Below are 19,709 nucleotides of genomic sequence, written 5' to 3' on the forward strand. Positions count from 1 at the left end.
GCGGTCCGCTCGGGGAGCCGGCTGTCTATCGCCCCACCCGACGTGACGCAAACGGTTTGTCGGACGCAACAAACGTATAAGCGCAGCGTGGCAGAATTATTTCTGTATCAACCAAGCCCGATCGCGTATCGATCGTGCCCATGTTTAAGCTTACCCTGAAAGCCGCTGCCGGCGCCTTCGCGCTCTCGATCACTGCGGCCAATCTGGCATGCGCGACGCCCGCAAGCGACCAGATCATGGCCGAAAACGGGCAGGCGCTTCCCCCTGTGCCCTACGCCAGCATCGTCGATCAGGTGGTGCAAGCCCCGCTCGTCGTCGATGCGACGATCCGAAGCGCTGCCAGGATAAAGGGAGCCGAGGCGGGAGGCCTCGCGCCGGGCTATACGCGCTTCTATGTCGAGGCCGATGTGCTCGCGCTGATTCGTGGCGACACGCCCGTACCGCCGCGCGTGGGCTGGCTTGTCGACGCGCCCAACGACGCGCGCGGACGCCCGCCCAGGCTGCGGCGGCTGCGCGTCATCGCGTTCGCGCGCCCCGTGCCCGGCCGGCCCGCGCAGTTGCAGCTGGTGACGCCGCAATCGCAGTTCGACTGGACGCCGCAGACCGTCGAGCGCGTCCGCCAGGTGGTGCGCGACACGCTGGCGCCCGGTGCGCCGCCGGCGATCACGGGCATCGGCAACGCCTTCCACGTACCCGGATCGCTGCCCGGCGAAGGCGAGACGCAGATCTTCCTGCTCACCGCGAACAACGACCCCGTATCGCTCTCGATCCTGCGGCGGCCGGGCGAGGAGCGGCGCTGGGCCGTGGCGCTGGGCGAGATCGTCGACGATGCCGCCGGCCCGCCGCAGCGCGACACGCTCTTATGGTATCGCCTGGCGTGCGGGCTGCCGCGCGACCTGCCCGCCACGAGCACCGCCAACGAGGAGCCGGCGCGCGCCGCGATCGCGCGCGAGGACTATCGCTTCGTGCTCGATCAGCTCGGCCCGTGCCGCGAGACGCCGGGCGATGCGCCGCTGGTGATGCGCTGAACGCAACGAACTGCGCGTTCGCGCACGGCTATCCGCGCGCGAGATGGACGAAATCGCGCGCATAGCTCTGCTGCGCCGCGCCGCCATCGACATAGAGCGTCTGTCCGGTGCACGCCGGCGCCTGCGCCAGATGCACCACGGCGGCGGCGATGTCCGCAGGCTGTGACAGGCGCCCGAGCGGCATCATCGCGGCGAGGCGGACGAGCTGCTCGGGCGTGTAATCGTCGGTCGCGATCGTCAGGCCTGGCGCCACGGCATTGACGCGGCAACGCGGCGCCAGCGCCACCGCCAGCGTGCGCGTCGCCTCGGCCAGTGCCTGCTTCGAAAGCGTATAGGCGATCTGATCGCGATGCGGACGCGCGATGCGCTGGTCGAGGATGTTGACGACGCTGCGCACTTCATCGCCCGGCTGGCGCGCAACCGCCATGGCGAGCGCCATCGGCGCGGCGCTGTTGGTGCGGAAATGCGCGACCAGCGCGGCGGCCGAGGGCAAGCCGCTCTCGCCACCATCGAAGCGCGAGGCGTTGTTGACGAGCAGCGCCACGGGCCGCGCGAATGCCTGCGCCACACGATCGACAAGCGCCTCGGCGGCGTCGAGATCGTCGAGGTCGCAGGCGAAGCCCTGCCATTCGCGACCGGCGGCGGCGATGCGATCGACGAGCCACGCCTCGGGTTCGACCGAGCGCGAACCGTGCACGGCGATGTCGTAGCCCGCCTCGGCAAGAGCGGCGGCGATGTGCGCGCCCAGCCGGCGGCGGCTGCCCGTGACCAGCGCGAGCGGCGCGACGCTCACGGGCGGTGCCGTACCATCGAGATGCCGATCGATTCGCCCGCTTCGGCGATCGCGAGCTTGACGATGTCGATCCGCACGCGGCGCACGCGTGCGTCGCCCACGAACAGCGTCTCGGCGATGTGATCGGCGACCGCTTCGATCAGCGTGAAATGTACGCCCTGCGGCAGCGCGGTCGCGGCGTGCTTGAGGTCGATATAGCTTTTGGACGCCGCCAGCGGCGTGTCGGGAGCGAACCGCTCGGCACAATCGATCGTCACGAACAAAGAGATGCGCAGCGGCTGCGGCAGATGCGTCTCTTCGGAATAGATGCCCGTGAGGACATTCACTTCGAGATCGCGGACCTGAAGTTCGAGCGTGTCGTTCAAGGCGGGTTCCCGGCGGCTGGATCGACCCGCGCCCTATAAGCCCGCGGCGTGACGCACAATAAGGCCGGTGGTCCCGGCCGGGGAATCCTCAGCTCGGCAAGGGGCCGAGGATTCCCGTGGCGAGGATCAGCACCGCGGTGGTGGCGAACGCCGCGATGCCGATCGACAATGCATGCTTCATATGCGGTCTCCCGCCTGTCGTGGTCGCGGCGATCAGGCGATCGGCAGGCCGGGTGCCGATGCGGCGACGAGCACGAGCGTGAAGGCGACTGCGCCGATGAACGAGAGCGCGGAACGCTGAAGCGATTCGATGCGAAAGGTCATGTCGGTAACTCCCTGATGCGGCGTGTCCGGACCATCCGTCCGCCGATGCCAAGGAGTTTGCAGCTAGCGTGCCAGTTTCAGAACCCAGCGGATTTGCTAGATTTTGGACTATGGCCGAGCTCACGTTGGTGAATTGCGCCAATAGTCATCAGCGCAAATTACCAATCAGTCGCCAAAAGCGCCATCTTGCACGACGCGGTTACGGCCGTCGGCCTTTGCCGCGTAAAGTAGTCGATCGGCGCGCTGGAACGCCGCGTCGAGCGGATCGGCAGGCGCGGCCTCGGTGACGCCAGCGGAGAAGGTGATCTCGCCGAGCGGCGCGTCGGTTTCGCGGACGCGGTAGCGCTTGCCCGCGACCTGGCTGCGCGCCGCCTCCATCACGGCGGCGGCGTCGCCCGGCGCGGCGTAGAACAGGACCGCGAACTCCTCGCCGCCATAGCGTGCGACGAAGTGGCCTTCGCACGCCTCGGTCAGCGTGAGCGCGATCGAGCGTAGCACGCGGTCGCCCACGGCGTGGCCGAACTCGTCGTTGACGCGCTTGAAGTGATCGACGTCGCAGACCGCGAGGCACATTGCTCGCCCCTCGTCGACGCCGGCGGCATAGGCCTGCTCGAACGCGCGGCGGTTGGGCAGGCCGGTGAGCGGATCGCGCAGCGCATCCCCCCGCGCCTCCTCGAGCTTGCGGCGCAGCATCTGCGTTTCGTGCGTCGCCTGCTCGAGCCGGCGCTCGGCATCGGTGACGCGACCAACCATCGCCTGCGTGATGCGCGCGACGCGATCGAGAAACTCGGGCGCGCTGCCGATCGCGTCGCCGCCGCGTTCGAGCGCGTCGGCGCTGGCGATCAGGTCGCGTCCGAAGTCGCGCGTTTCAGCCTGCATCGACGACATCATGTCGACGAACTGTTCGACCTGCATCTGCGTTTCGGCCACAAGCAGATCGGCGGCGCGCGCTGGCGTTTCGCGGGCGACGCCGGCGCGTTCGCGATCGATGGTGACGCCCAGATCGGCGATGTCGCGCTGGGTCAGCCGGACGCCGCCATCGATACGCGCCTCGACCTCGGTCGCGAGCGCGCCGGTGGGGTCGGCGATCACGTGATAGGCAAAGGCGTAATTGACGGGATTGGGTTCGAGATGCTGATCGGCGAGAAACTGGCCGATCCGCTGGTACAGGTCGTCGACCTGCGCAGCTCCCGCCGTCGTTCGCAAAGACTGTGCCGATGGCATGGTATCACGTTCCCCCACGCCGCCCGCTGTCGCGGGTGTGCGCCGTAGTCCCCGCCCGTATAAGGCGAATTGACTAATAACGAATGAGCGATGTTTTCGCGACTGCGAAAGATTACGATATTGCCGGGACTTGGCGTTACCCGCGCATTTTACTGCGCGCCGGCCTTGAGCTTGCGCACAGCGTCGAGCGTGTTGCGTACGTGCGCCACGGGGCTCATGTCCGAATGCGCATAGGCGATCCGCCCGCTCGGCGCGATGACGTAACTGGTACGGTCACTCATCGCGCGCGGCAGGTTGGGGCGGTCGAGCAGCACATCATATTGCTTCATCAAGGCAGGCGTGGCGCTCGCCACCGCGAACTTGCCGGCGCAATGCTCGCTCGAGAATTTCTCAAGCTGCGCCTGATCGTCGGCCGACATGCCGATCACCGTCGCGCCCGCCGCGCGGAACTGCGGCACCGCATCGGCGAAGGCCTTGGCCTCGGCATTGCAGCCCGAGGTAAAGGCGGCGGGAAAGAAATAGAGCACGACCGGCCCGCGCCGCAGCGCCTGCGACAGGCTGAAGCGGACCGGCTTGCCGGCCATCGCGCCGGGGGCGGTGAAATCGGGCGCGCGGGCGCCTGGCGCGAGTGCAGCCGAAGCGGGCAGTGCTGCCGCAACGAACGCGGCGATCAACGGAATGGCGGCATAGGTGCGCATCGGCTTCTCTCCCTTTGCCCCCGCGCTTGGAACGCTGCGCGATACCCGGGCAATATGGCCGTTAGCCTAGCAGATTCCGCCGCCAAGTCACGGTGCCGCATTTAGCGCGTAAGCGCGATGCCCAGCCGCAGATGTGTGTCGCGCACACGATAGCGGTCGAGCGCCTCGCCCTGCCCGGTAAAGCCCTGTGCGAATCCATAGAACCCCAGGCCGCCGCCGATCCGCGCGAGCGGATAGGAGGCGAAGAGCTCGACCGCGCCCTTCCCCGTTCCCGGATTGCCGCGCGCTATTGCCTGCAGCTTGATGCCGTCGACCTGCGCGACGGCGGCGGCAAGCGCGGTATAACCCCAGTATCGGTCGAGATCGAGGGCGGCGCCCTGCCGGCCGAAATAGAGCCATGCCTGGGGCGTCACTTCGGCGTACCAGTCCTCACCCAGCGCGAAGCGGCGGGTGACGCGCGCGTAGATGCGGTTGACGTCGATCGAGCCTGCCGGCCCGCGCCCGTTCGAATCATGCGCATAGCCGATGGCGCCGACCGTTCGCTCGTCCAGCGATTGCTCGAACCACAATTCGGGGCTGTAGTTGGTCGCGGTGAACGGCCCCGAATCGAGATCGATGCGCCAGAACATCGTCTGCGTGTATCCGAAGCGCAGGCCGGCGAGCGCGCTCTCGGGCGCAAAGGGCTGGAAGGCGAAACTCACCTGGAGCTTGGCGCCCGAATCACCCGCGCCCACCACGCCATAGACGGGGCGGTAGGGCGCGAAGCGATCGAGCACGGCGCTGGCGGTGCCGGCGGCGGCAAGGGTCTCGGTTTCGGAAGGCAAGGGTGGCGGCGGGGTGGCGGCCGCGATGATGGTCACGGGGCGATACAGGAGACGCGCGAAGCCGCCGGGCGCGATCGGGCCGGGCGGCGCATCGACACGCACCAGATCGAGCGGTGTCCCGTCGGCGGCGAGCGCGCGCAGCGTTGCGGGCGGTTGCGCGTCACGCGGCGTGTCGCTCTCGTTGGGGAAATAGACGACCACGCCGTCGGCGGCGGCCTTGGCGTCGGCTGGCGCTTGCGGCACCGGCGCGATCTGGGCGGCGGCGGGCAGCGCGGCGGCGAGCGGCGGCAGGGCGAGGATCAGGCGCATCGCCGCCTGCCATGACAGCGCGATGTGACGGTTGCGAGCGCAAAGGCGTGACCGCCGCACATTGGCACGATAGAGCGCGCCGATGCCCGTATCCGCTGCCGACATCGCCCTCGCCCACCGCCTTGCCGCCGCCGCCGGCGCGGTGATCCGCCCCTATTTCCGCCGCGAGCACGGCGCCGAGGTGAAGGACGACGCCTCGCCCGTCACCGCCGCCGATCGCGAGGCCGAGGCCGCGATGCGCCGGCTGCTCGATGCCGAACGCTCGGGCGACGGCGTGATCGGCGAGGAATATGGCGAGAAGCCCGGCGTCACCGGCCGGCAATGGGTGCTCGACCCGATCGACGGTACGCGCAGCTTCACCGTGGGGCGCGCGATCTTCGGCACGCTGATCGCGCTTCTGGAAGATGGCTGGCCGGTGCTCGGCATCATCGACCAGCCGGTGCAGCGCGAACGCTGGCTGGGCGTGGCGGGGCACCCGACGTTGTTCAACGGCACGCCTGCCCGCACGCGCGCCTGCGTCGCGGTCGAGGGCGCGATCGTCGCGACGACGAGCCCGCATCTGTTCGCGGCGGGCGACGTGGCGCATTACATGGCGCTGATCGCCGCCGCGTCGAAAGGCGCGCCCGCGCAGGGCCCGGTCTATGGCGGCGACTGCTACAATTACGGGCTGCTCGCGAGCGGGCATCTCGACATCGTGTGCGAATCGGGGCTGAAGCTGCACGACTTCGCGGCGCTGGTGCCCGTGGTGGAGGGTGCCGGCGGGCGGATGTGCGACTGGAACGGCGATCCGCTCACCGCCGCCAGCGAGGGCCATGTGCTGGCGATCGGCGATCCCGCGCGCACCGACGACGTGCTCGAGGCGCTGCGCGACGTGCCCCACGACCACTGATCCCGCCACCGATCTTGCCCCACCCCCATCTTGCCTTTGCGCGCGCGCTCGGCTATCGGCGCCGGCTTCCACGATCATTTCAAGGAACGGCCTGGCCAGTGTGGGCTGCCATGGCGGTTCGCGATCGTCGACTTCGAGGAGACGAAAATGCCCAAGATGAAGACCAAGAGCGGTGTGAAGAAGCGCTTCAAATTCACCGCGACGGGCAAGGTGAAGCACGGCGTGGCCGGCAAGCGCCACCGCCTGATCTCGCACAATTCCAAGTATATCCGTCAGAATCGCGGCACGTCGGTGCTTTCCGATGCTGATGCCGGTCACGTGCGCCTGTGGGCGCCGTACGGCCTGAAGTAAGGAGGGCTGACAGATGGCACGAGTGAAGCGTGGTGTAACCACCAAGGCCAAGCACAAGCGGATTCTGGATCAGGCGAAGGGCTATTATGGCCGTCGCAAGAACACCATCCGCATCGCGCGGCAGGCGGTCGAGAAGGCCGGCCAGTACGCCTATCGCGACCGCAAGGTTAAGAAGCGCACGTTCCGCGGCCTGTGGATCCAGCGCATCAACGCCGGCGTGCGCGCCGAGGGCCTGACCTATTCGCAGTTCATGCACGGGCTGAAGCTCGCGGGCGTCGAACTCGATCGCAAGGTGCTGGCCGACATCGCGATGCATGAGGGCGATGCCTTCGGCGCGATCATCGCACAGGCCAAGCAGGCGCTGGAGAAGCAGGCGGCGTAAGCCACTGCTGCTTCGCGCGCGAAAACAAGGCGCCGGTCCCTTCGCGGGATCGGCGCCTTTTTCGTGTCAGTTCTCGGGCTCGCCCCAGAAGGGGAGCGTGCGGCTCACCGTGGGATCGAGCACCGCCATCACGAAATACGCCGCGGCCTGACTGATCCGCCGCCACGGCGTCGTCCGCGCACGATGCACGCCCTCGGTCACCTGCTGCGAAGCGGCGACCTCGCCATCGAGATAGGCGCGCACATGCGCGGCGAACGCCGCATCGTCGATGCGCAACATCATCTCGAGATTGAGAAACAGGCTGCGCATGTCGAAATTGGCCGAGCCGATGTGCACGACATCGTCGATGACCGCGAGCTTGGTGTGGAGCTTGGTCGGCTGATACTCGTAAATCGCCGCGCCGCGCCGAAGCAGCCCCGCATAGGTGAAGCGCGCCGCCCAGATCGACATATAGTTGTCGGTGATCGAAGGCAGCACGATGCGCACGCGCCCGCCGCGCCGTGCCGCACGGCTCAAGCGCCGCAGCATCGCCGGGCCGGGGGCGAAATAGGCGGCGATGAGGCCGACGTCGCGTGCGCGCTTTAATTCGTAGCGCACGACGCGCGCCCAGGGCGACAGCCGGCGCGTGGGTCCGCCGAGCAGCCAGCGCACCCTGCCCTCATGCTCGCTCCAGCTGCGCAGCAGCCGGTTGAGCGCGCGCACCCTCGCCTTGGGCCGGCGCGTCCACCGTTCGAGCGCGTCGTAATAGCCCGCCAGCCGCGCCGCCGCCGGCCCCTCGACGAGCAGCCCCAGATCGCGCCACGCTTCGCCATCCTCACCCGGCGTGCCGAAGTAATCGGCCTTGATATTGAAGCCGCCGATGATGACGCGCACCTCGTCGGCCAGCGCCAGCTTCTGATGGTTGCGCAACAGATATTTGCGCCCGAAGCGCGGCACGAAGCGGCAGATGCGCACGCCCTGCTCGCCCAGCCGATCGAAGAAGCCGCCGCGCGCAGCCGCCTCGCTGCCGAGTCCGTCGACGATCAGCGACACCACCACGCCGCGTGCTGCCGCGCGCACCAGCGCATCGCCCACCGTGCGCCCGGCGGCATCGTCCTCGTAGATGTAATAGAGCAGCCGGAGCGAGCGCTCGGCACCGTCGATCAGCTCGATCAACGCGCGCAGGCGTCGTCGGCCGGTGTCGAGCAGCGTCAGCGCGTTGCCCGCCACCACGAAACGGGGTTGTTCGGGCGGCTCTGCCATGCCCGCCTCATGCGGTCGCGTGGCCCAAGGGGCAACCGCAAAAAGGCGCTTTTCCTTGACTCTGGCAGGCGTGCGGCCTAGTTGCGCACCCTCTCCGATCTATTCGTGTTGCAAAGGAAGCGTTGATGGCGCGCGTCACAGTCGAGGATTGCGTCGACAAGATCCCGAACCGGTTCGACCTGGTGCTGCTCGCGGCCCAGCGCGCGCGGCAGATTTCGGGTGGTGCCGAGCTGACGCTCGAGCGCGACCGTGACAAGAATCCCGTGGTCGCGCTGCGCGAGATCGCCGAGGAGACGGTGCGCCCCGATCATCTGCAGGAAGCCGCGGTCAGCAGCCTCCAGCGCGTGCAGATCGACGACGAGGAAGCGCCCGACGAGATCGGTTCGCTCTCGGCATCGGCCGAGGCGCTGCGCCTCACGGCTGCAGCACCGCCGCGCAACCAGAATCTGGGCGCCGACTACGAGGGCTGATCGCCTTCGACATTGACGAGACAATGCGGGCGCAAAACGATGCGGGGCGGGCCAGCGATGGTCCGCCCTTCGCACGTGCAGCGCTTGCCACGCCTCCGCCCCATCCCTAGGCCCGAGCGATGCCGACCGACCGCATCATGACCGGCCTGGTGCTGCGGCTGGTGGCCGTATTGCTGCTTGCCAGCATGGGGGCGCTGGTCAAGCTCGCCGAGACGCGCGGCGCATCGCTGGTCGAGACGATGTTCTGGCGGCAGGCCTGTGCGATCCCCGTGGTGCTCGGCTGGCTGGCGCTGGGCGCTGGCGTCGGCACGATCCGCACGCAGCGTTTCGGCGCGCATGTCGGCCGTACCGCGATGGGCCTGATCGGCATGACCGCCACCTTCGCCGCGCTGATGCTGCTGCCGCTCGCCGAGGCGACGACGTTGCAGTTCACCGCCCCGATCTTCGCCACGCTGCTCGGCGCGCTGGTGTTGCGCGAGCCGACGGGCGTGCATCGCTGGGGCGCGGTGCTGGCGGGCTTCGTCGGCATCGTCATCGTCGCGCAGCCCGGCAGCGGCGCCATCCCGCTCGCCGGCGCGGCGGTGGGGCTGGCATCGGGTTTCCTCATCGCGGTGATATCGATCCTGCTGCGCCAGATCGGACGGACCGAAAGCGCGGGCACCACGGTGTTCTGGTTCTCGGCCTTGTCGATGCTGCCGCTAGGCGCACTCTATGCCTTCCGGCTGCAACCGCATGACGCCGCGACCTGGGCGGTACTGGGCGGCATCGGGCTGTTCGGCGGCGCCGGCCAGATCGCGCTGACGGCGGCGCTGCGCTACGCGCCGGTCTCGGTCGCGGCGCCGATGGATTATTCGAGCCTGGTGTGGGCAAGTCTCTGGGGCTGGCTGCTGTTCGGCACGCTGCCGAGCGATGCCACCTGGGTGGGCGCGCCGATCATCATCGCCAGCGGCCTCTACATCGCCTTCCGCGAGCACCGGCTCGCGCGGCTGCGCGCGGTTCAGTCGAGCGGGTAGAGCGCGGCGGCGACGTTGCGCAGCTCGGCGCGCAGCACGCCCCATGCGCGCGCGGCGGCGCGGCTGTCCATCGGCTCGATGCCGACGCCCCTCGCCTCGAGCGCGGCGACCAGCGTGCGCGGGGGGCGAGCCATGCGGCTGCCGGTGCCGAGGATGACGAACTCGGGAAGCGTCGCGCCGTCCAAGAGCGGCGCCAGATCGTCGATCGTCAGCGCGTCGAGCGGCGGCGGTGCCCAGCCCTGCGCGCGCTCGGGCGTGATCGCCAGCCCTTCGTACACGCCGTCATCGACGCGGAAGCCGCGCCCGACGATGCCGCTGATCCGCGGCCCCTCGCCGCTCGGATCGCGCTTGATCTCCACGCGTCAGCGGCGCTCGCGCGGGGCGGTACGCTCGGCGCCGGCGGGGCCGACATCCTTCTTGGCGAAGCTCTCGGGCCCCACCTTGAACTGGATGAGCACGCCGTTGCCGACGAACATCGACGAATAGGTGCCGATACCGATGCCGAGCAGCATCGCCAGCGAGAAGCCGAAGATCACGTCGGGGCCCAGGAACACCAGCGCCGCCAGCGCGAGGATGAGCGACAGCGAGGTCATCACGGTGCGCGCCAGCGTTTCGTTGATCGAGAGGTTGAGCAGCTCGACGATCTCCATCTTGCGGTATTTGCGCAGATTCTCGCGTACGCGATCGAAGATGACGATCTTGTCGTTGAGCGAATAGCCGATGATCGTGAGCAGCGCGGCAATGGTGTTGAGGTTGAACTCGAGCTGGGTGAGCGCGAAGAACCCCAATGTCACCAGCATGTCCTGCGCGAGCGCCAGCAGCGCGCCGACGCCGAACTGCCATTCGAACCGGAACCAAATATAGATGGCGATCGCGATCATCGCGAAGCCGAGCGCGAGCGCGCCCTTCTGGAACAGCTCGCCCGACACCTTGCCCGACACCGCCTCGACCGAGCCGACGCTGGCGCCGGGATAGTTGGTCTCGATCAGCTGGCGCAGCCGCGTGGCCGACTGGCTGGCGGCGTTGTCGGCGCCTTCGGGCACCGGCAGGCGGATGGCGATGTCGCGCGGGCTGCCGAACTGCTGGATCGTCGATTCGCCGAGGCCCAGCGTATCGACGCGGGCGCGCAGCTCGTCGACCTCGGGCGCCTGCTCGAAGCTGACGCGCACGACCTGCCCGCCGACGAAATCGATGCCGAAATTGAGGCCTTTTACCGCAAGCAGCGCGATCGACGCGATCACCATCGCCACCGACAGTGCGGTCGCCCAGTGGCGCCAGCGCAGCCAGTCGATATTGACGTTGTCGGGGACGAGTTTGAGCGGACGCATCAGATCACCAGTTCCTTGGGCCGCTTCTTGAGCCAGTCCGACACCATCAGGCGCGTGAAAGTGACGGCGGTGAACACCGAAGTGACGATGCCGATCGTCAGCACCACGGCGAACCCGCGCACGGGCCCCGCGCCAAAGATGAACATGATGACCGCGGCGATCACGTTGGTGAGGTTGGCGTCGAAGATCGCGCGGCTCGCTTCCTTGTAGCCGAACTCGATCGCGGCGTTGACCGTGCGGCCCTTGCGCTGCTCCTCGCGGATGCGCTCGTTGATGAGCACGTTGGCGTCGACCGCGGCGCCGATGGTGAGCACGAAGCCGGCGATGCCCGGCAGCGTCAGCGTGGCGTTGAACAGCGCCATCACGCCGATAATCATGAACACGTTCACGACCAGCGCGATATTGGCGTAGATGCCGAAGCGCAGATAGGCGAGCAGGATGAGGATCACGACGGCGAGCGTGCCGACGATGCCCGCGACGATGCCGCGCTCGATCGAATCGGCGCCGAGCTCGGGACTGATCGTCGATTCCTCGATCACCGCGAGATCGACGGGCAGCTTGCCCGACCTGAGCGCGATCGCCAGTTCGTTGGCGCTTTCGACGGTGAAGCCGCCCGAGATGCTCGCGGCGCCGCCCAGGATCTGCTCGTTGATGTTGGGCGCCGAGATGACGGTATCATCGACGATGATGGCGAAGGGCCGCCCGACATTCTCCTGCGTCGTGCGCGCGAAGCGGCGGCCGCCCTCGGCGTTGAAGCGGATGCCGACGATCGGCGCGCCCGTCTGCGGGTCATATTCCTGCCGCGCATCGGCGATCTGGTCGCCCGAGATGATCGTCGAGCGCTGCACCGCGATCGGCGCGCCCGCCGAGGGATAGGGCAGGATCTCGCTGCCGATCGGCGCCTGCCCGCGTGCGATCGCCTGCGGATCGGCACGCGTGTCGACCAGCTTGAACTCGAGCACGGCGGTGCGGCCGAGCAGCGCCTTCAACTGCTGCGGGTCCTGCAGGCCCGGCACCTGCACGACGATGCGGTTGGTGCCCTGGCGGATGATCGTCGGCTCGCGCGTGCCGAGCTCGTCGACGCGGCGGCGCACCACTTCGGTCGCGTCGACCATCGCCTGCTCGGTCGCCTGCGCCAGCCCCGCCTGCGTGGGGGTGAGCACGAAGCGGCTCGAATCGCGCACCTCGATGTTCCAGTCGCGCTGGCCGGTAAGGCCGGCGCCCGCGGTCATCGGCAGCAGCCGCTCGCGCACCGCATCGACCTGCTGGACGTCGCGCACCATGAAGCTGACGCGCCCGTCGCGCGTCGAGATGTCGCCGATCTGGATGCGGGGGCTGCGGCGCATTTCGGCGAGCACGCTGTCGCGCATCGTCTCGAGCCGCTGCGTTGCGACGTCGTTCACATCGGCTTCGAGCAGGATGTAGCTGCCGCCCGCCAAGTCGAGACCCAGATTGACCTTGGTGTCGCGGATGAAGCCCGGCAGCATCTGCGTCGCCGCCGGCGGCAGCAGCGACGGCAGCGCCACCAGCACGCCCAGAATGACCGTCGCCCAGGTCGCCCAGTATTTCCAGCGCGGAAAGTCGAGCATCAGTCGTTCGCGGGCTTGCCGCCGAGCGGCGTCACTTCGGCGATCGTCGCCTTGACCACACGGACGCGGACATTCTGCGCAATCTCGACTTCGAGATGCCGGTCCTCGACCTTGGTCACCTTGCCGACGAGGCCGCCGGCGGTGACGACGGTATCGCCCTTCTTGGTCGCGCCGATCGCCGCGGCCAGCGCCTTCATGCGGCGCTGCTGCGGGCGGATCATCAGGAAATAGAAAGCGACGAAGATGAGGAGCAGCGGCGCGATGCCAATGATCTGGCCGGCAATGCCGGGATCGCCTGCGCCCGCCGTCTGGGCATGTGCGGTGGAAAGGAACATGGGAGGGTTCACGCCTGCATGCGGAGGGGACGAAGCGCCCCGTTCAAGCGGCGCGCGCTATCATGCACGCCGCGCGGTGGCAACTGGCGCGAACGGCGCCCGCAGTCTCGCCACCGCGCGCGGCGCTTGCTATCGCTGGGGCAATGGCCACCGACCTGACCGATCCGCCCGATCCCTTCGATGCGATTGTCGACGCGCCGTTCGACAGTGCGCTGAGCGAGCGGTATCTCGTCTATGCGCTTTCCACCATAACCGCGCGGTCGCTGCCCGACGTGCGCGACGGGCTGAAGCCGGTGCATCGCCGGCTGCTCTGGGCGATGCGGCTGCTGCGGCTCGATCCCGCCAGCGGCTACAAGAAATGCGCGCGCGTCGTCGGCGATGTGATCGGCAAATATCATCCGCATGGCGACCAGTCGGTCTATGACGCCATGGTGCGGCTCGCGCAGACCTTCGCGCTGCGCTACCCGCTGGTCGACGGGCAGGGCAATTTCGGCAATATCGACGGCGATAACGCCGCTGCCTATCGCTACACCGAAGCCCGGCTAACACAGGTCGCGATCGACCTGATGGCCGGGCTCGACGAGGACGCGGTCGAGTTCCGCCCCACCTATAACGGCGAGGAGCAGGAGCCCGAGCTGTTTCCGGGACTGTTCCCCAATCTGCTCGCCAACGGCGCCAGTGGCATCGCGGTGGGCATGGCCACCAGCATCCCGCCGCACAATGCCGCCGAGCTCATCGACGCGGCGATCATGCTGATCGACCGGCCGGAGGCAGACGATGCGGCGGTGCTTGCGCATGTGCAGGGGCCGGACTTTCCCACCGGCGGCATCGTCGTCGATCCGCCCACCGCGATCGCCGAGGCCTATGCCACCGGGCGTGGAGGATTTCGCGTGCGCGCCCTGTGGCGGATCGAGCGCGAGAAGGGCGGCGGCTGGTCGGCAGTGATCGACCAGATTCCGTACGGCGTACAGAAGGGCAAGCTGATCGAGCAGATCGCCGCGCTCATCAACGACCGCAAGTTCCCGATTCTGGCCGATGTGCGCGACGAATCGGACGCCGATATCCGCATCGTGCTCGAACCGCGCAGCCGCACCGTCGATGCGCAGACGCTGATGGACGGGCTGTTCCGCCTCACCGATCTCGAAACGCGCGTGCCGCTGAACCTCAACGTGCTCGACCACACGCGCACGCCGCGCGTGATGAGCCTGCGCGAGGCGCTGAAGGCGTGGGTCGACCACCAATTCGTCGTCCTGCGCCGCCGCAGCGAGCATCGGCTCGGCAAGATCGCCGACCGGATCGAACTGCTCAACGGCTATATCGTCGCCTATCTCAACCTTGACCGCGTGATCGCGATCATCCGCGCCGAGGACGAGCCCAAGCCCGTGCTGATCGCCGAATTCGCGCTGACCGATCGGCAGGCCGAGGCGATCCTCAACATGCGGCTGCGATCGCTGCGCAAGCTCGAGGAGATGGAGCTGCGCCGCGAACGCGATGCGCTCAGCAAGGAGCAGGCCGAGTTGCAAGCGCTGCTCGGCTCCGAAGCGCGGCAGCGTACGCGGCTGAAGCGCGACCTGGGCAAGCTGCGCGATCGCTACGGCCCCGAGACGGCGCTCGGCGCGCGGCGCACGCTGATCGAGGAAGCAGCACCCGCGCGCGACATCCCGCTCGAGGCGATGATCGAGCGCGAGCCGATCACCGTCATCGCCTCGCAGCGCGGCTGGATCCGCGCGATGAAGGGGCATGTCGATCTCGCTGCGACCGATGCCGCGAAGTTCCGCGAGGGCGACGGTCCGCGCTTCGCCTTTCATGCGCATACCACCGACAAAATCATCCTCGCCGTGGCGGGCGGCCGCTTCTACACCATCGGCGCCGACAAGCTGCCGGGCGCGCGCGGCTTCGGCGAGCCGCTGGGCACGATGGTCGATCTGGAGGGCGATGGCGGCATCGTCACGCTGATGAAGGCGCCGCCGCCCGACCGGCGCCTGCTGGTGGCGGCGAGCGACGGGCGCGGCTTCGTGGTGCGCGTGGGCGACGTGATCGCCGAGACGCGGAAAGGACGGCAGGTGGTCAACCCGCGTACCGGCGCCACGCTGCGGCTGGTGCGGCCGATTGCCGAGGACGACGATTATATCGCGGCGATCGGCGACAACCGCAAGCTGGTGGTGTTCCCGCTATCCGAGGTGGCCGAGCTTTCGCGCGGACAGGGTGTGCAGTTGCAACGCTATCGTGACGGTGGCCTTGCCGATGCGCGCAGCTTCCGCATGGCCGATGGTCTTTCGTGGACGATGGGCGGCGAGCAGGGGCGCACGCGCACCGAGGCCGACATGTCGCCCTGGCGCGCCGCGCGTGGGGCGGCAGGGCGGATGCCCCCCACCGGCTTCCCGCGCGACAACCGCTTTGGGTAGGACGGATTTCAGCTGCGCCGAGGCGCGCGATTTCGGTGACATAGCACGCATCTTCAGGCGGTCTTAACCATTCGGCTATAGCGCCTATCGCATGGCATCGCTTGCTGGCCACGCCGAAGGCACTACCCCCTCCGCTTCGGATACGACGCGGACTTGCGTGCACAGTTTCGGCCCGCAGGTGAGCAGCCTGTTCCTCGATCTGCTGCCGATTCCCGCAGCACTGCTGGTACGCCATGCCGACGGCCTCCAGTTCGAGGGCATCAATCCCGCCTTCCGCCGTGCCGGGCTTGGCGTGACCGCGCAGCAATCGCCGCTGGTGAAGCTGCTCGCCAATCGCATCTTCGGCTTCTTCGATGGTGACGAGCGCCATGTCGAGTTCGACTGGCAGTTCGGCGACAGCGTCGACTGCCGATACTTTCGCGTCAAACTGGGGCGGCGCACGCTCGACCAACCGGTCCAGCGCTGCCTTGTCACGCTAGTCGACCATACGTCGGAACTGCGTACCCAGCACAGCCTGCGTCGCGAGATGATGACCGACAGCCTCACCGGGCTGCCCAACCGCGCCGGCTTCACCGATCAGCTCGAAGCCGCGATCCAGAGCCGGTCGCGCGACCATTATGCGGTGCTGGCGCTCAACCTCGACCGTTTCAGCCGCGTCAATGCCTGTATGGGCGGCCTTGCGGGCGACGAGCTGCTGATCTCGGTCGCGCGGCGCATGAAGGGCGCACTGCGCGGCAGGGACGTAATCGCGAGGACGGGCGGCGACGAGTTCGCCATCCTGATGACGATCGACGATGGCCCGGCGGAAGCGCTCGAGGTCGCCAAACGGATCGAAGCTTCGCTCGCCACGCCGTTTCGCCTTTCGGACTTCGAAATCCGTGTATCCTGCTCGATCGGCATCGCGCTCGGTGCCGATGGTGGCAGCGATGCCGAGGAGATCGTTCGGCACGCCCAGTTCGCGGTCAAGCGATCGAAGAAATCGGGACGCACCGAAGTCTATCAGACCCGCGCGTTCGACCTCGCCCGCCAGCAATTCTCGGTCGAAACCGAATTGCGCCGCGCGATCGACGGCGGCGCGCTGACGCTCAGCTACCAGCCGATCTGCGACCTCGCTTCGGGGCGGATCGTCGCGTTCGAAGCGCTGACACGCTGGACGACCGAACGCGGTGTCGCGCTGTCGCCCTGCGAGTTCATTCCGGTCGCCGAGGAATCGGGGCTGATCGTGCCGCTCGGTCGCTGGGCGATGCACGAGGCCATGCGCGAGCTTGCGGCATGGGACGCGGCCAGCGGCGGCGATTGCGGCGTCAGCGTGGCGGTCAACCTCTCGGCGATTCAGTTGCAGCGCGACCAGGTGGCGACGATGGTGCGCGATGCGCTCGACGCGCACGGCGTCAATGGCCGCCGCCTGACGATCGAACTGACCGAAAGCGCGATCGTCGCCGATCCCGATCGCGTGACGCACACCATTCGTGCGCTCAAGGACCTGGGCACGCGGCTGGCCATGGACGATTTCGGAACGGGCTATTCGAACCTCGCCTATCTCCAGAAACTACCCATCGACACGCTCAAGATCGATCGCAGCTTCGTCTCGGGCATGCTCGCCGATCGCGACAAGGTGGCGATCGTCCGCGCGATCCTGAGCCTGGCGCAGGCGCTCGGCATGCAGACCACCGCCGAAGGCATCGAGACCAACGAGCTGGCGCAGACGCTGGCGGCGCTCGGGTGCAATTACGGCCAGGGCTTTCTCTACGCGCGGCCGCTGCCCGGCGATCAGGCGCTGCGACTGCTCTCTTCGTTCAACCAGTGAGCGACGAGCGCGTCGGCGATCTCGGCCTGACGCGCGCGATCGGGAAAGCCCTCGGCGATCCACTGGTCTTCGATGCGCCGCAGCAGCCGTGCCACGTCGGGTCCGCGCCGGACGCCCTTCTCCACCAGCATGCCGCCGCCGATGTCGAGGCGCGGCACGACGAAGCCCGCGAGCACGGCCGGATCGCCGCCCGCGAGCAGCAGCCGGTCGATCGCGCCCTCGATACCGATGCGATAGGCGAGCGCCGCGGCGCCTTCGCTTGCCGGCGGCTGGATCGCGCTCGCCAGCCGCTTGCGCTCGCTGTTCGAAAGCTTGAGCCGCGCGCCTACCGCTTCGTTGATCGCGGCATCGGCGGGTAGCAGCGCTGCCAGCCGCCGCATCGCATCGGGAGCGATGCCGGCGGCCGCCTCACGCGCGGCGAGCGCCGCCAGCCGCGCGACCCCCGCATCGTCGATCTCGGGAAGCACCGGCGCGAAGATGCCGTGCGCGTGCATGAGTGCCACGATGCGCGGCGCATCGCGCGCGACGAGCAGCTTGCGCAGTTCGTCGGCGATGCGCTCGCGCGACAGCGCCATCAGGTCGCGCGCACGCGCGGTGCAGGCCGCCAGACCATCAACATCGGGCGTGTCGCCGAACCGCGCGAGGAAGCGGAAGAAGCGCAGGATGCGCAGATGATCCTCGGCGATGCGCACCAGCGGATCGCCGATGAAGCGGACGCGCCGTGCGGCAAGATCGTCGAGCCCGCCGAACCAGTCGTGCAGCCTGCCGCTCGACGGCTCGGCATAGAGTGCGTTGATAGTGAAATCGCGGCGCCCGGCATCAGCGCGCCAGTCATCGGTGAACGCGACAGTGGCGTGGCGCCCGTCGGTCGAAACGTCACGGCGCAGTGTCGTCACCTCGACCGGGCCCGAGGGCAGCACGGCGGTGATCGTGCCGTGCGCCATCCCCGTCGGCACCGCCTTGAACCCCGCCTCGCGCACGCGCTCGACGACCGATTCGGGAGCATGGACCGTCGCCAGATCGAGATCGACGACGGGCAGGCCGAGCAGCGTGTCGCGCACCGCGCCGCCCACCAGCCGCGCCTCGCCATCGCCGCCGAGCGCGCGGACGAGCAGATCGAACCCCTCGCGCATGTGCCAGAGCGCGCCGGCGAGCGTCAGGTCGCCCATCGCAACCGTCGCGACAGGTTGATGAGCATCGCGGCAGTCGCACCCCAGATGCGGTGACGCTCCCAGTGCATCTCGCGATAGTCGCGCATCCGCCCCTGCCATTCGATGCGCTGGTGCGTGAAATTGCGCTCGTCGAGCAGATGCGCCAGCGGCACTTCGAAGATCGCCTGCACCTCGCCCGGCTCGGGCACCAGCATCAGGTCGGGCGGCACGACGCCGAGCACCGGCGTCACCGCGAAGCCGGTGACGGTGCGATAGCCGTCGGCTACGCCAACGACCTCGACTGCACTGCGCGGCAGGGCGATCTCCTCCTCGGCCTCGCGCAGCGCGGCGGCGACGGCATCGGCATCGCCGGCATCGACACGGCCGCCGGGCAGCGCCACCTGGCCCGCATGGTTCGCGAGCGTATCGGTGCGCTGGGTGAGGATGACCCCCGGCTCGGCGCGATCGGTGACGGCGATCAGCACCGCCGCGGCGGACGCGCGCACGGGCGCGTCATCGGCAGCGAAATCGCCCGGCAGCAACGGCATGGCTGGGTCGAGCGGACGATCGAGCGCGTGACGCAGCCGATCGGCCAGCCTCACGCCGCCGGCTCGATCGCGAAGAACGCGCCGTTGCTCCAGATGCCCGGCGGTTGCGAGCCGTTGTCGAGCGCGAGCTGCGCGAGCTCGTAATAAACCGACCGCGCGACCAGCGCCTCGAGCCCGCCGCGGACGTGCAGATAGGGGCGCGGCCCGTCTTCGCCCGCCTCGAAGCGCAGCGCATTGTCGGGCCCCGCGCTCACCAGATCGCCGGTGTTGAGGCGAAAGGCGATGCGCATCGCCTCGCCGGCACCCTCGGCCTTCATCTCGACCGCGACGAAGGCGGCATCCTCGACCGCGATGTCGAGCTTCTCGACCGGCGTAACCAGCACATGGCTGCCATCGGGCTCGCGGCGCAGGATGGTGGAGAACAGCCGCACCATCTCCTGCCGGCCGATCGGCGCGCCTTCGTGGAACCAGGTGCCGTCGCGCGAGATGCGCATGCCGCTGTCGCCGCAATGATCGGGATTCCAGCGATCGACGGGAGGCAGCCTGTTCTCTTCGGCAAGCCGGGCGATGTCGCCGAGCGACAGGCTCGACAGGTCAAGGGGCGGGGGCATCGGCATGGCCCCCGGCCGTTAGA

The 19,709-nt window shown here is 68.4% G+C and carries 21 protein-coding genes; 8 read left to right on the forward strand and 13 right to left on the reverse strand.

The genetic code is table 11. From position 1 onward, the window contains the following. The first annotated feature begins 140 nt into the window (after nucleotides 1-140). Nucleotides 141-1,028 (forward strand): hypothetical protein, encoded by an 888-nt coding sequence (locus FBR43_RS02425; RefSeq protein ID WP_249276412.1) that lies wholly within the window; start codon nucleotides 141-143, stop codon nucleotides 1,026-1,028. A 28-nt stretch (nucleotides 1,029-1,056) separates the two neighbouring features. On the opposite strand, the gene FBR43_RS02430 is transcribed toward FBR43_RS02425, so the two are convergent. The 5 genes from FBR43_RS02430 to FBR43_RS02450 form a co-directional block, all read right to left on the reverse strand. Further along, entirely contained in the window at nucleotides 1,057-1,821 is a 765-nt protein-coding gene (locus FBR43_RS02430) for an SDR family oxidoreductase (RefSeq protein WP_136941625.1), read from the reverse strand. Beyond that, nucleotides 1,818-2,186 (reverse strand): dihydroneopterin aldolase, encoded by a 369-nt coding sequence (locus FBR43_RS02435; RefSeq protein ID WP_136941626.1) that lies wholly within the window; start codon nucleotides 2,184-2,186, stop codon nucleotides 1,818-1,820. Before FBR43_RS02435 ends, FBR43_RS02430 begins: the two co-directional genes overlap by 4 nt. Nucleotides 2,187-2,675: 489 nt before the next feature. Next, nucleotides 2,676-3,734, reverse strand: coding sequence for a GGDEF domain-containing protein (locus FBR43_RS02440; protein ID WP_136941627.1), 1,059 nt, complete (start codon nucleotides 3,732-3,734; stop codon nucleotides 2,676-2,678). 149 nt (nucleotides 3,735-3,883) lie between these two features. Next, on the reverse strand, nucleotides 3,884-4,432 hold the full coding sequence (locus FBR43_RS02445; RefSeq protein ID WP_136941628.1) for a peroxiredoxin: 549 nt from the start codon (nucleotides 4,430-4,432) through the stop codon (nucleotides 3,884-3,886). 101 nt (nucleotides 4,433-4,533) lie between these two features. Continuing rightward, nucleotides 4,534-5,670 carry a phospholipase A gene (locus tag FBR43_RS02450; RefSeq protein WP_249276413.1) on the reverse strand — a complete coding sequence of 379 codons (1,137 nt, stop codon included), beginning with the start codon at nucleotides 5,668-5,670 and terminating at the stop codon, nucleotides 4,534-4,536. Between FBR43_RS02450 and FBR43_RS02455 the strand changes: the two genes are divergently transcribed. The 3 genes from FBR43_RS02455 to rplT all read left to right on the forward strand — a co-directional run bounded on the left by FBR43_RS02455 (nucleotide 5,648) and on the right by rplT (nucleotide 7,187). Next, entirely contained in the window at nucleotides 5,648-6,454 is an 807-nt protein-coding gene (locus FBR43_RS02455) for an inositol monophosphatase family protein (protein ID WP_136941629.1), read from the forward strand. The genes FBR43_RS02450 and FBR43_RS02455 overlap by 23 nt on opposite strands. Before the next feature lie 147 nt (nucleotides 6,455-6,601). After that, nucleotides 6,602-6,805 (forward strand): 50S ribosomal protein L35, encoded by a 204-nt coding sequence (gene rpmI, locus FBR43_RS02460; protein ID WP_096343033.1) that lies wholly within the window; start codon nucleotides 6,602-6,604, stop codon nucleotides 6,803-6,805. A 13-nt stretch (nucleotides 6,806-6,818) separates the two neighbouring features. Then, entirely contained in the window at nucleotides 6,819-7,187 is a 369-nt protein-coding gene (gene rplT / locus FBR43_RS02465) for a 50S ribosomal protein L20 (RefSeq protein WP_136941630.1), read from the forward strand. Between the two features lie 66 nt (nucleotides 7,188-7,253). On the opposite strand, the gene FBR43_RS02470 is transcribed toward rplT, so the two are convergent. Continuing rightward, nucleotides 7,254-8,429: a phospholipase D-like domain-containing protein gene (locus tag FBR43_RS02470; protein ID WP_136941631.1), complete on the reverse strand. Its 1,176-nt coding sequence runs from the start codon at nucleotides 8,427-8,429 to the stop codon at nucleotides 7,254-7,256. Between the two features lie 125 nt (nucleotides 8,430-8,554). Between FBR43_RS02470 and rpoZ the strand changes: the two genes are divergently transcribed. After that, nucleotides 8,555-8,899 (forward strand): DNA-directed RNA polymerase subunit omega, encoded by a 345-nt coding sequence (rpoZ, locus tag FBR43_RS02475; RefSeq protein ID WP_136941632.1) that lies wholly within the window; start codon nucleotides 8,555-8,557, stop codon nucleotides 8,897-8,899. Between the two features lie 119 nt (nucleotides 8,900-9,018). Beyond that, nucleotides 9,019-9,912 carry a DMT family transporter gene (locus FBR43_RS02480; RefSeq protein ID WP_136941633.1) on the forward strand — a complete coding sequence of 298 codons (894 nt, stop codon included), beginning with the start codon at nucleotides 9,019-9,021 and terminating at the stop codon, nucleotides 9,910-9,912. Here the strand turns inward: FBR43_RS02480 and FBR43_RS02485 are convergent. Genes FBR43_RS02485 through yajC form a run of 4 tightly spaced genes read right to left on the reverse strand, consistent with a single transcriptional unit; the run spans nucleotide 9,897 to nucleotide 13,164 of the window. After that, entirely contained in the window at nucleotides 9,897-10,271 is a 375-nt protein-coding gene (locus tag FBR43_RS02485; protein WP_136941634.1) for an Mth938-like domain-containing protein, read from the reverse strand. The genes FBR43_RS02480 and FBR43_RS02485 overlap by 16 nt on opposite strands. 3 nt (nucleotides 10,272-10,274) lie before the next feature. After that, the gene (secF, locus tag FBR43_RS02490) at nucleotides 10,275-11,240 is read right to left on the reverse strand and encodes a protein translocase subunit SecF (RefSeq protein WP_136941635.1); all 966 of its coding nucleotides are present in this window, start codon (nucleotides 11,238-11,240) and stop codon (nucleotides 10,275-10,277) included. Beyond that, nucleotides 11,240-12,829: a protein translocase subunit SecD gene (gene secD / locus FBR43_RS02495; protein WP_136941636.1), complete on the reverse strand. Its 1,590-nt coding sequence runs from the start codon at nucleotides 12,827-12,829 to the stop codon at nucleotides 11,240-11,242. Before secD ends, secF begins: the two co-directional genes overlap by 1 nt. After that, nucleotides 12,829-13,164: a preprotein translocase subunit YajC gene (gene yajC, locus FBR43_RS02500; RefSeq protein ID WP_136941803.1), complete on the reverse strand. Its 336-nt coding sequence runs from the start codon at nucleotides 13,162-13,164 to the stop codon at nucleotides 12,829-12,831. Before yajC ends, secD begins: the two co-directional genes overlap by 1 nt. Nucleotides 13,165-13,307: 143 nt before the next feature. Between yajC and parC the strand changes: the two genes are divergently transcribed. Together parC and FBR43_RS02510 are read left to right on the forward strand one after the other, a co-directional pair. After that, nucleotides 13,308-15,569 (forward strand): DNA topoisomerase IV subunit A, encoded by a 2,262-nt coding sequence (gene parC / locus FBR43_RS02505; RefSeq protein ID WP_136941637.1) that lies wholly within the window; start codon nucleotides 13,308-13,310, stop codon nucleotides 15,567-15,569. A gap of 91 nt (nucleotides 15,570-15,660) precedes the next feature. Further along, a complete protein-coding gene (locus FBR43_RS02510; protein WP_136941638.1) occupies nucleotides 15,661-17,376 on the forward strand; it encodes a putative bifunctional diguanylate cyclase/phosphodiesterase in 1,716 nt (571 codons plus the stop codon). Here FBR43_RS02510 and FBR43_RS02515 read toward each other — a convergent pair. The 3 genes from FBR43_RS02515 to FBR43_RS02525 are packed head-to-tail and all read right to left on the reverse strand — an operon-like array spanning nucleotide 17,340 to nucleotide 19,692. Further along, entirely contained in the window at nucleotides 17,340-18,545 is a 1,206-nt protein-coding gene (locus FBR43_RS02515) for a CCA tRNA nucleotidyltransferase (protein WP_136941639.1), read from the reverse strand. The two genes, FBR43_RS02510 and FBR43_RS02515, sit on opposite strands and share 37 nt — an antisense overlap. Next, nucleotides 18,533-19,129 carry a CoA pyrophosphatase gene (locus FBR43_RS02520; RefSeq protein ID WP_136941640.1) on the reverse strand — a complete coding sequence of 199 codons (597 nt, stop codon included), beginning with the start codon at nucleotides 19,127-19,129 and terminating at the stop codon, nucleotides 18,533-18,535. Before FBR43_RS02520 ends, FBR43_RS02515 begins: the two co-directional genes overlap by 13 nt. Then, nucleotides 19,126-19,692 (reverse strand): DUF1285 domain-containing protein, encoded by a 567-nt coding sequence (locus FBR43_RS02525; protein ID WP_136941641.1) that lies wholly within the window; start codon nucleotides 19,690-19,692, stop codon nucleotides 19,126-19,128. The genes FBR43_RS02520 and FBR43_RS02525 overlap by 4 nt, the downstream gene beginning before the upstream one ends. Nucleotides 19,693-19,709: the final 17 nt, after the last annotated feature.

Origin of the sequence: Sphingomonas baiyangensis, from assembly GCF_005144715.1 — a bacterium.
In the GTDB taxonomy this organism is placed as follows: Bacteria; Pseudomonadota; Alphaproteobacteria; order Sphingomonadales; family Sphingomonadaceae; genus Sphingomonas; species Sphingomonas baiyangensis.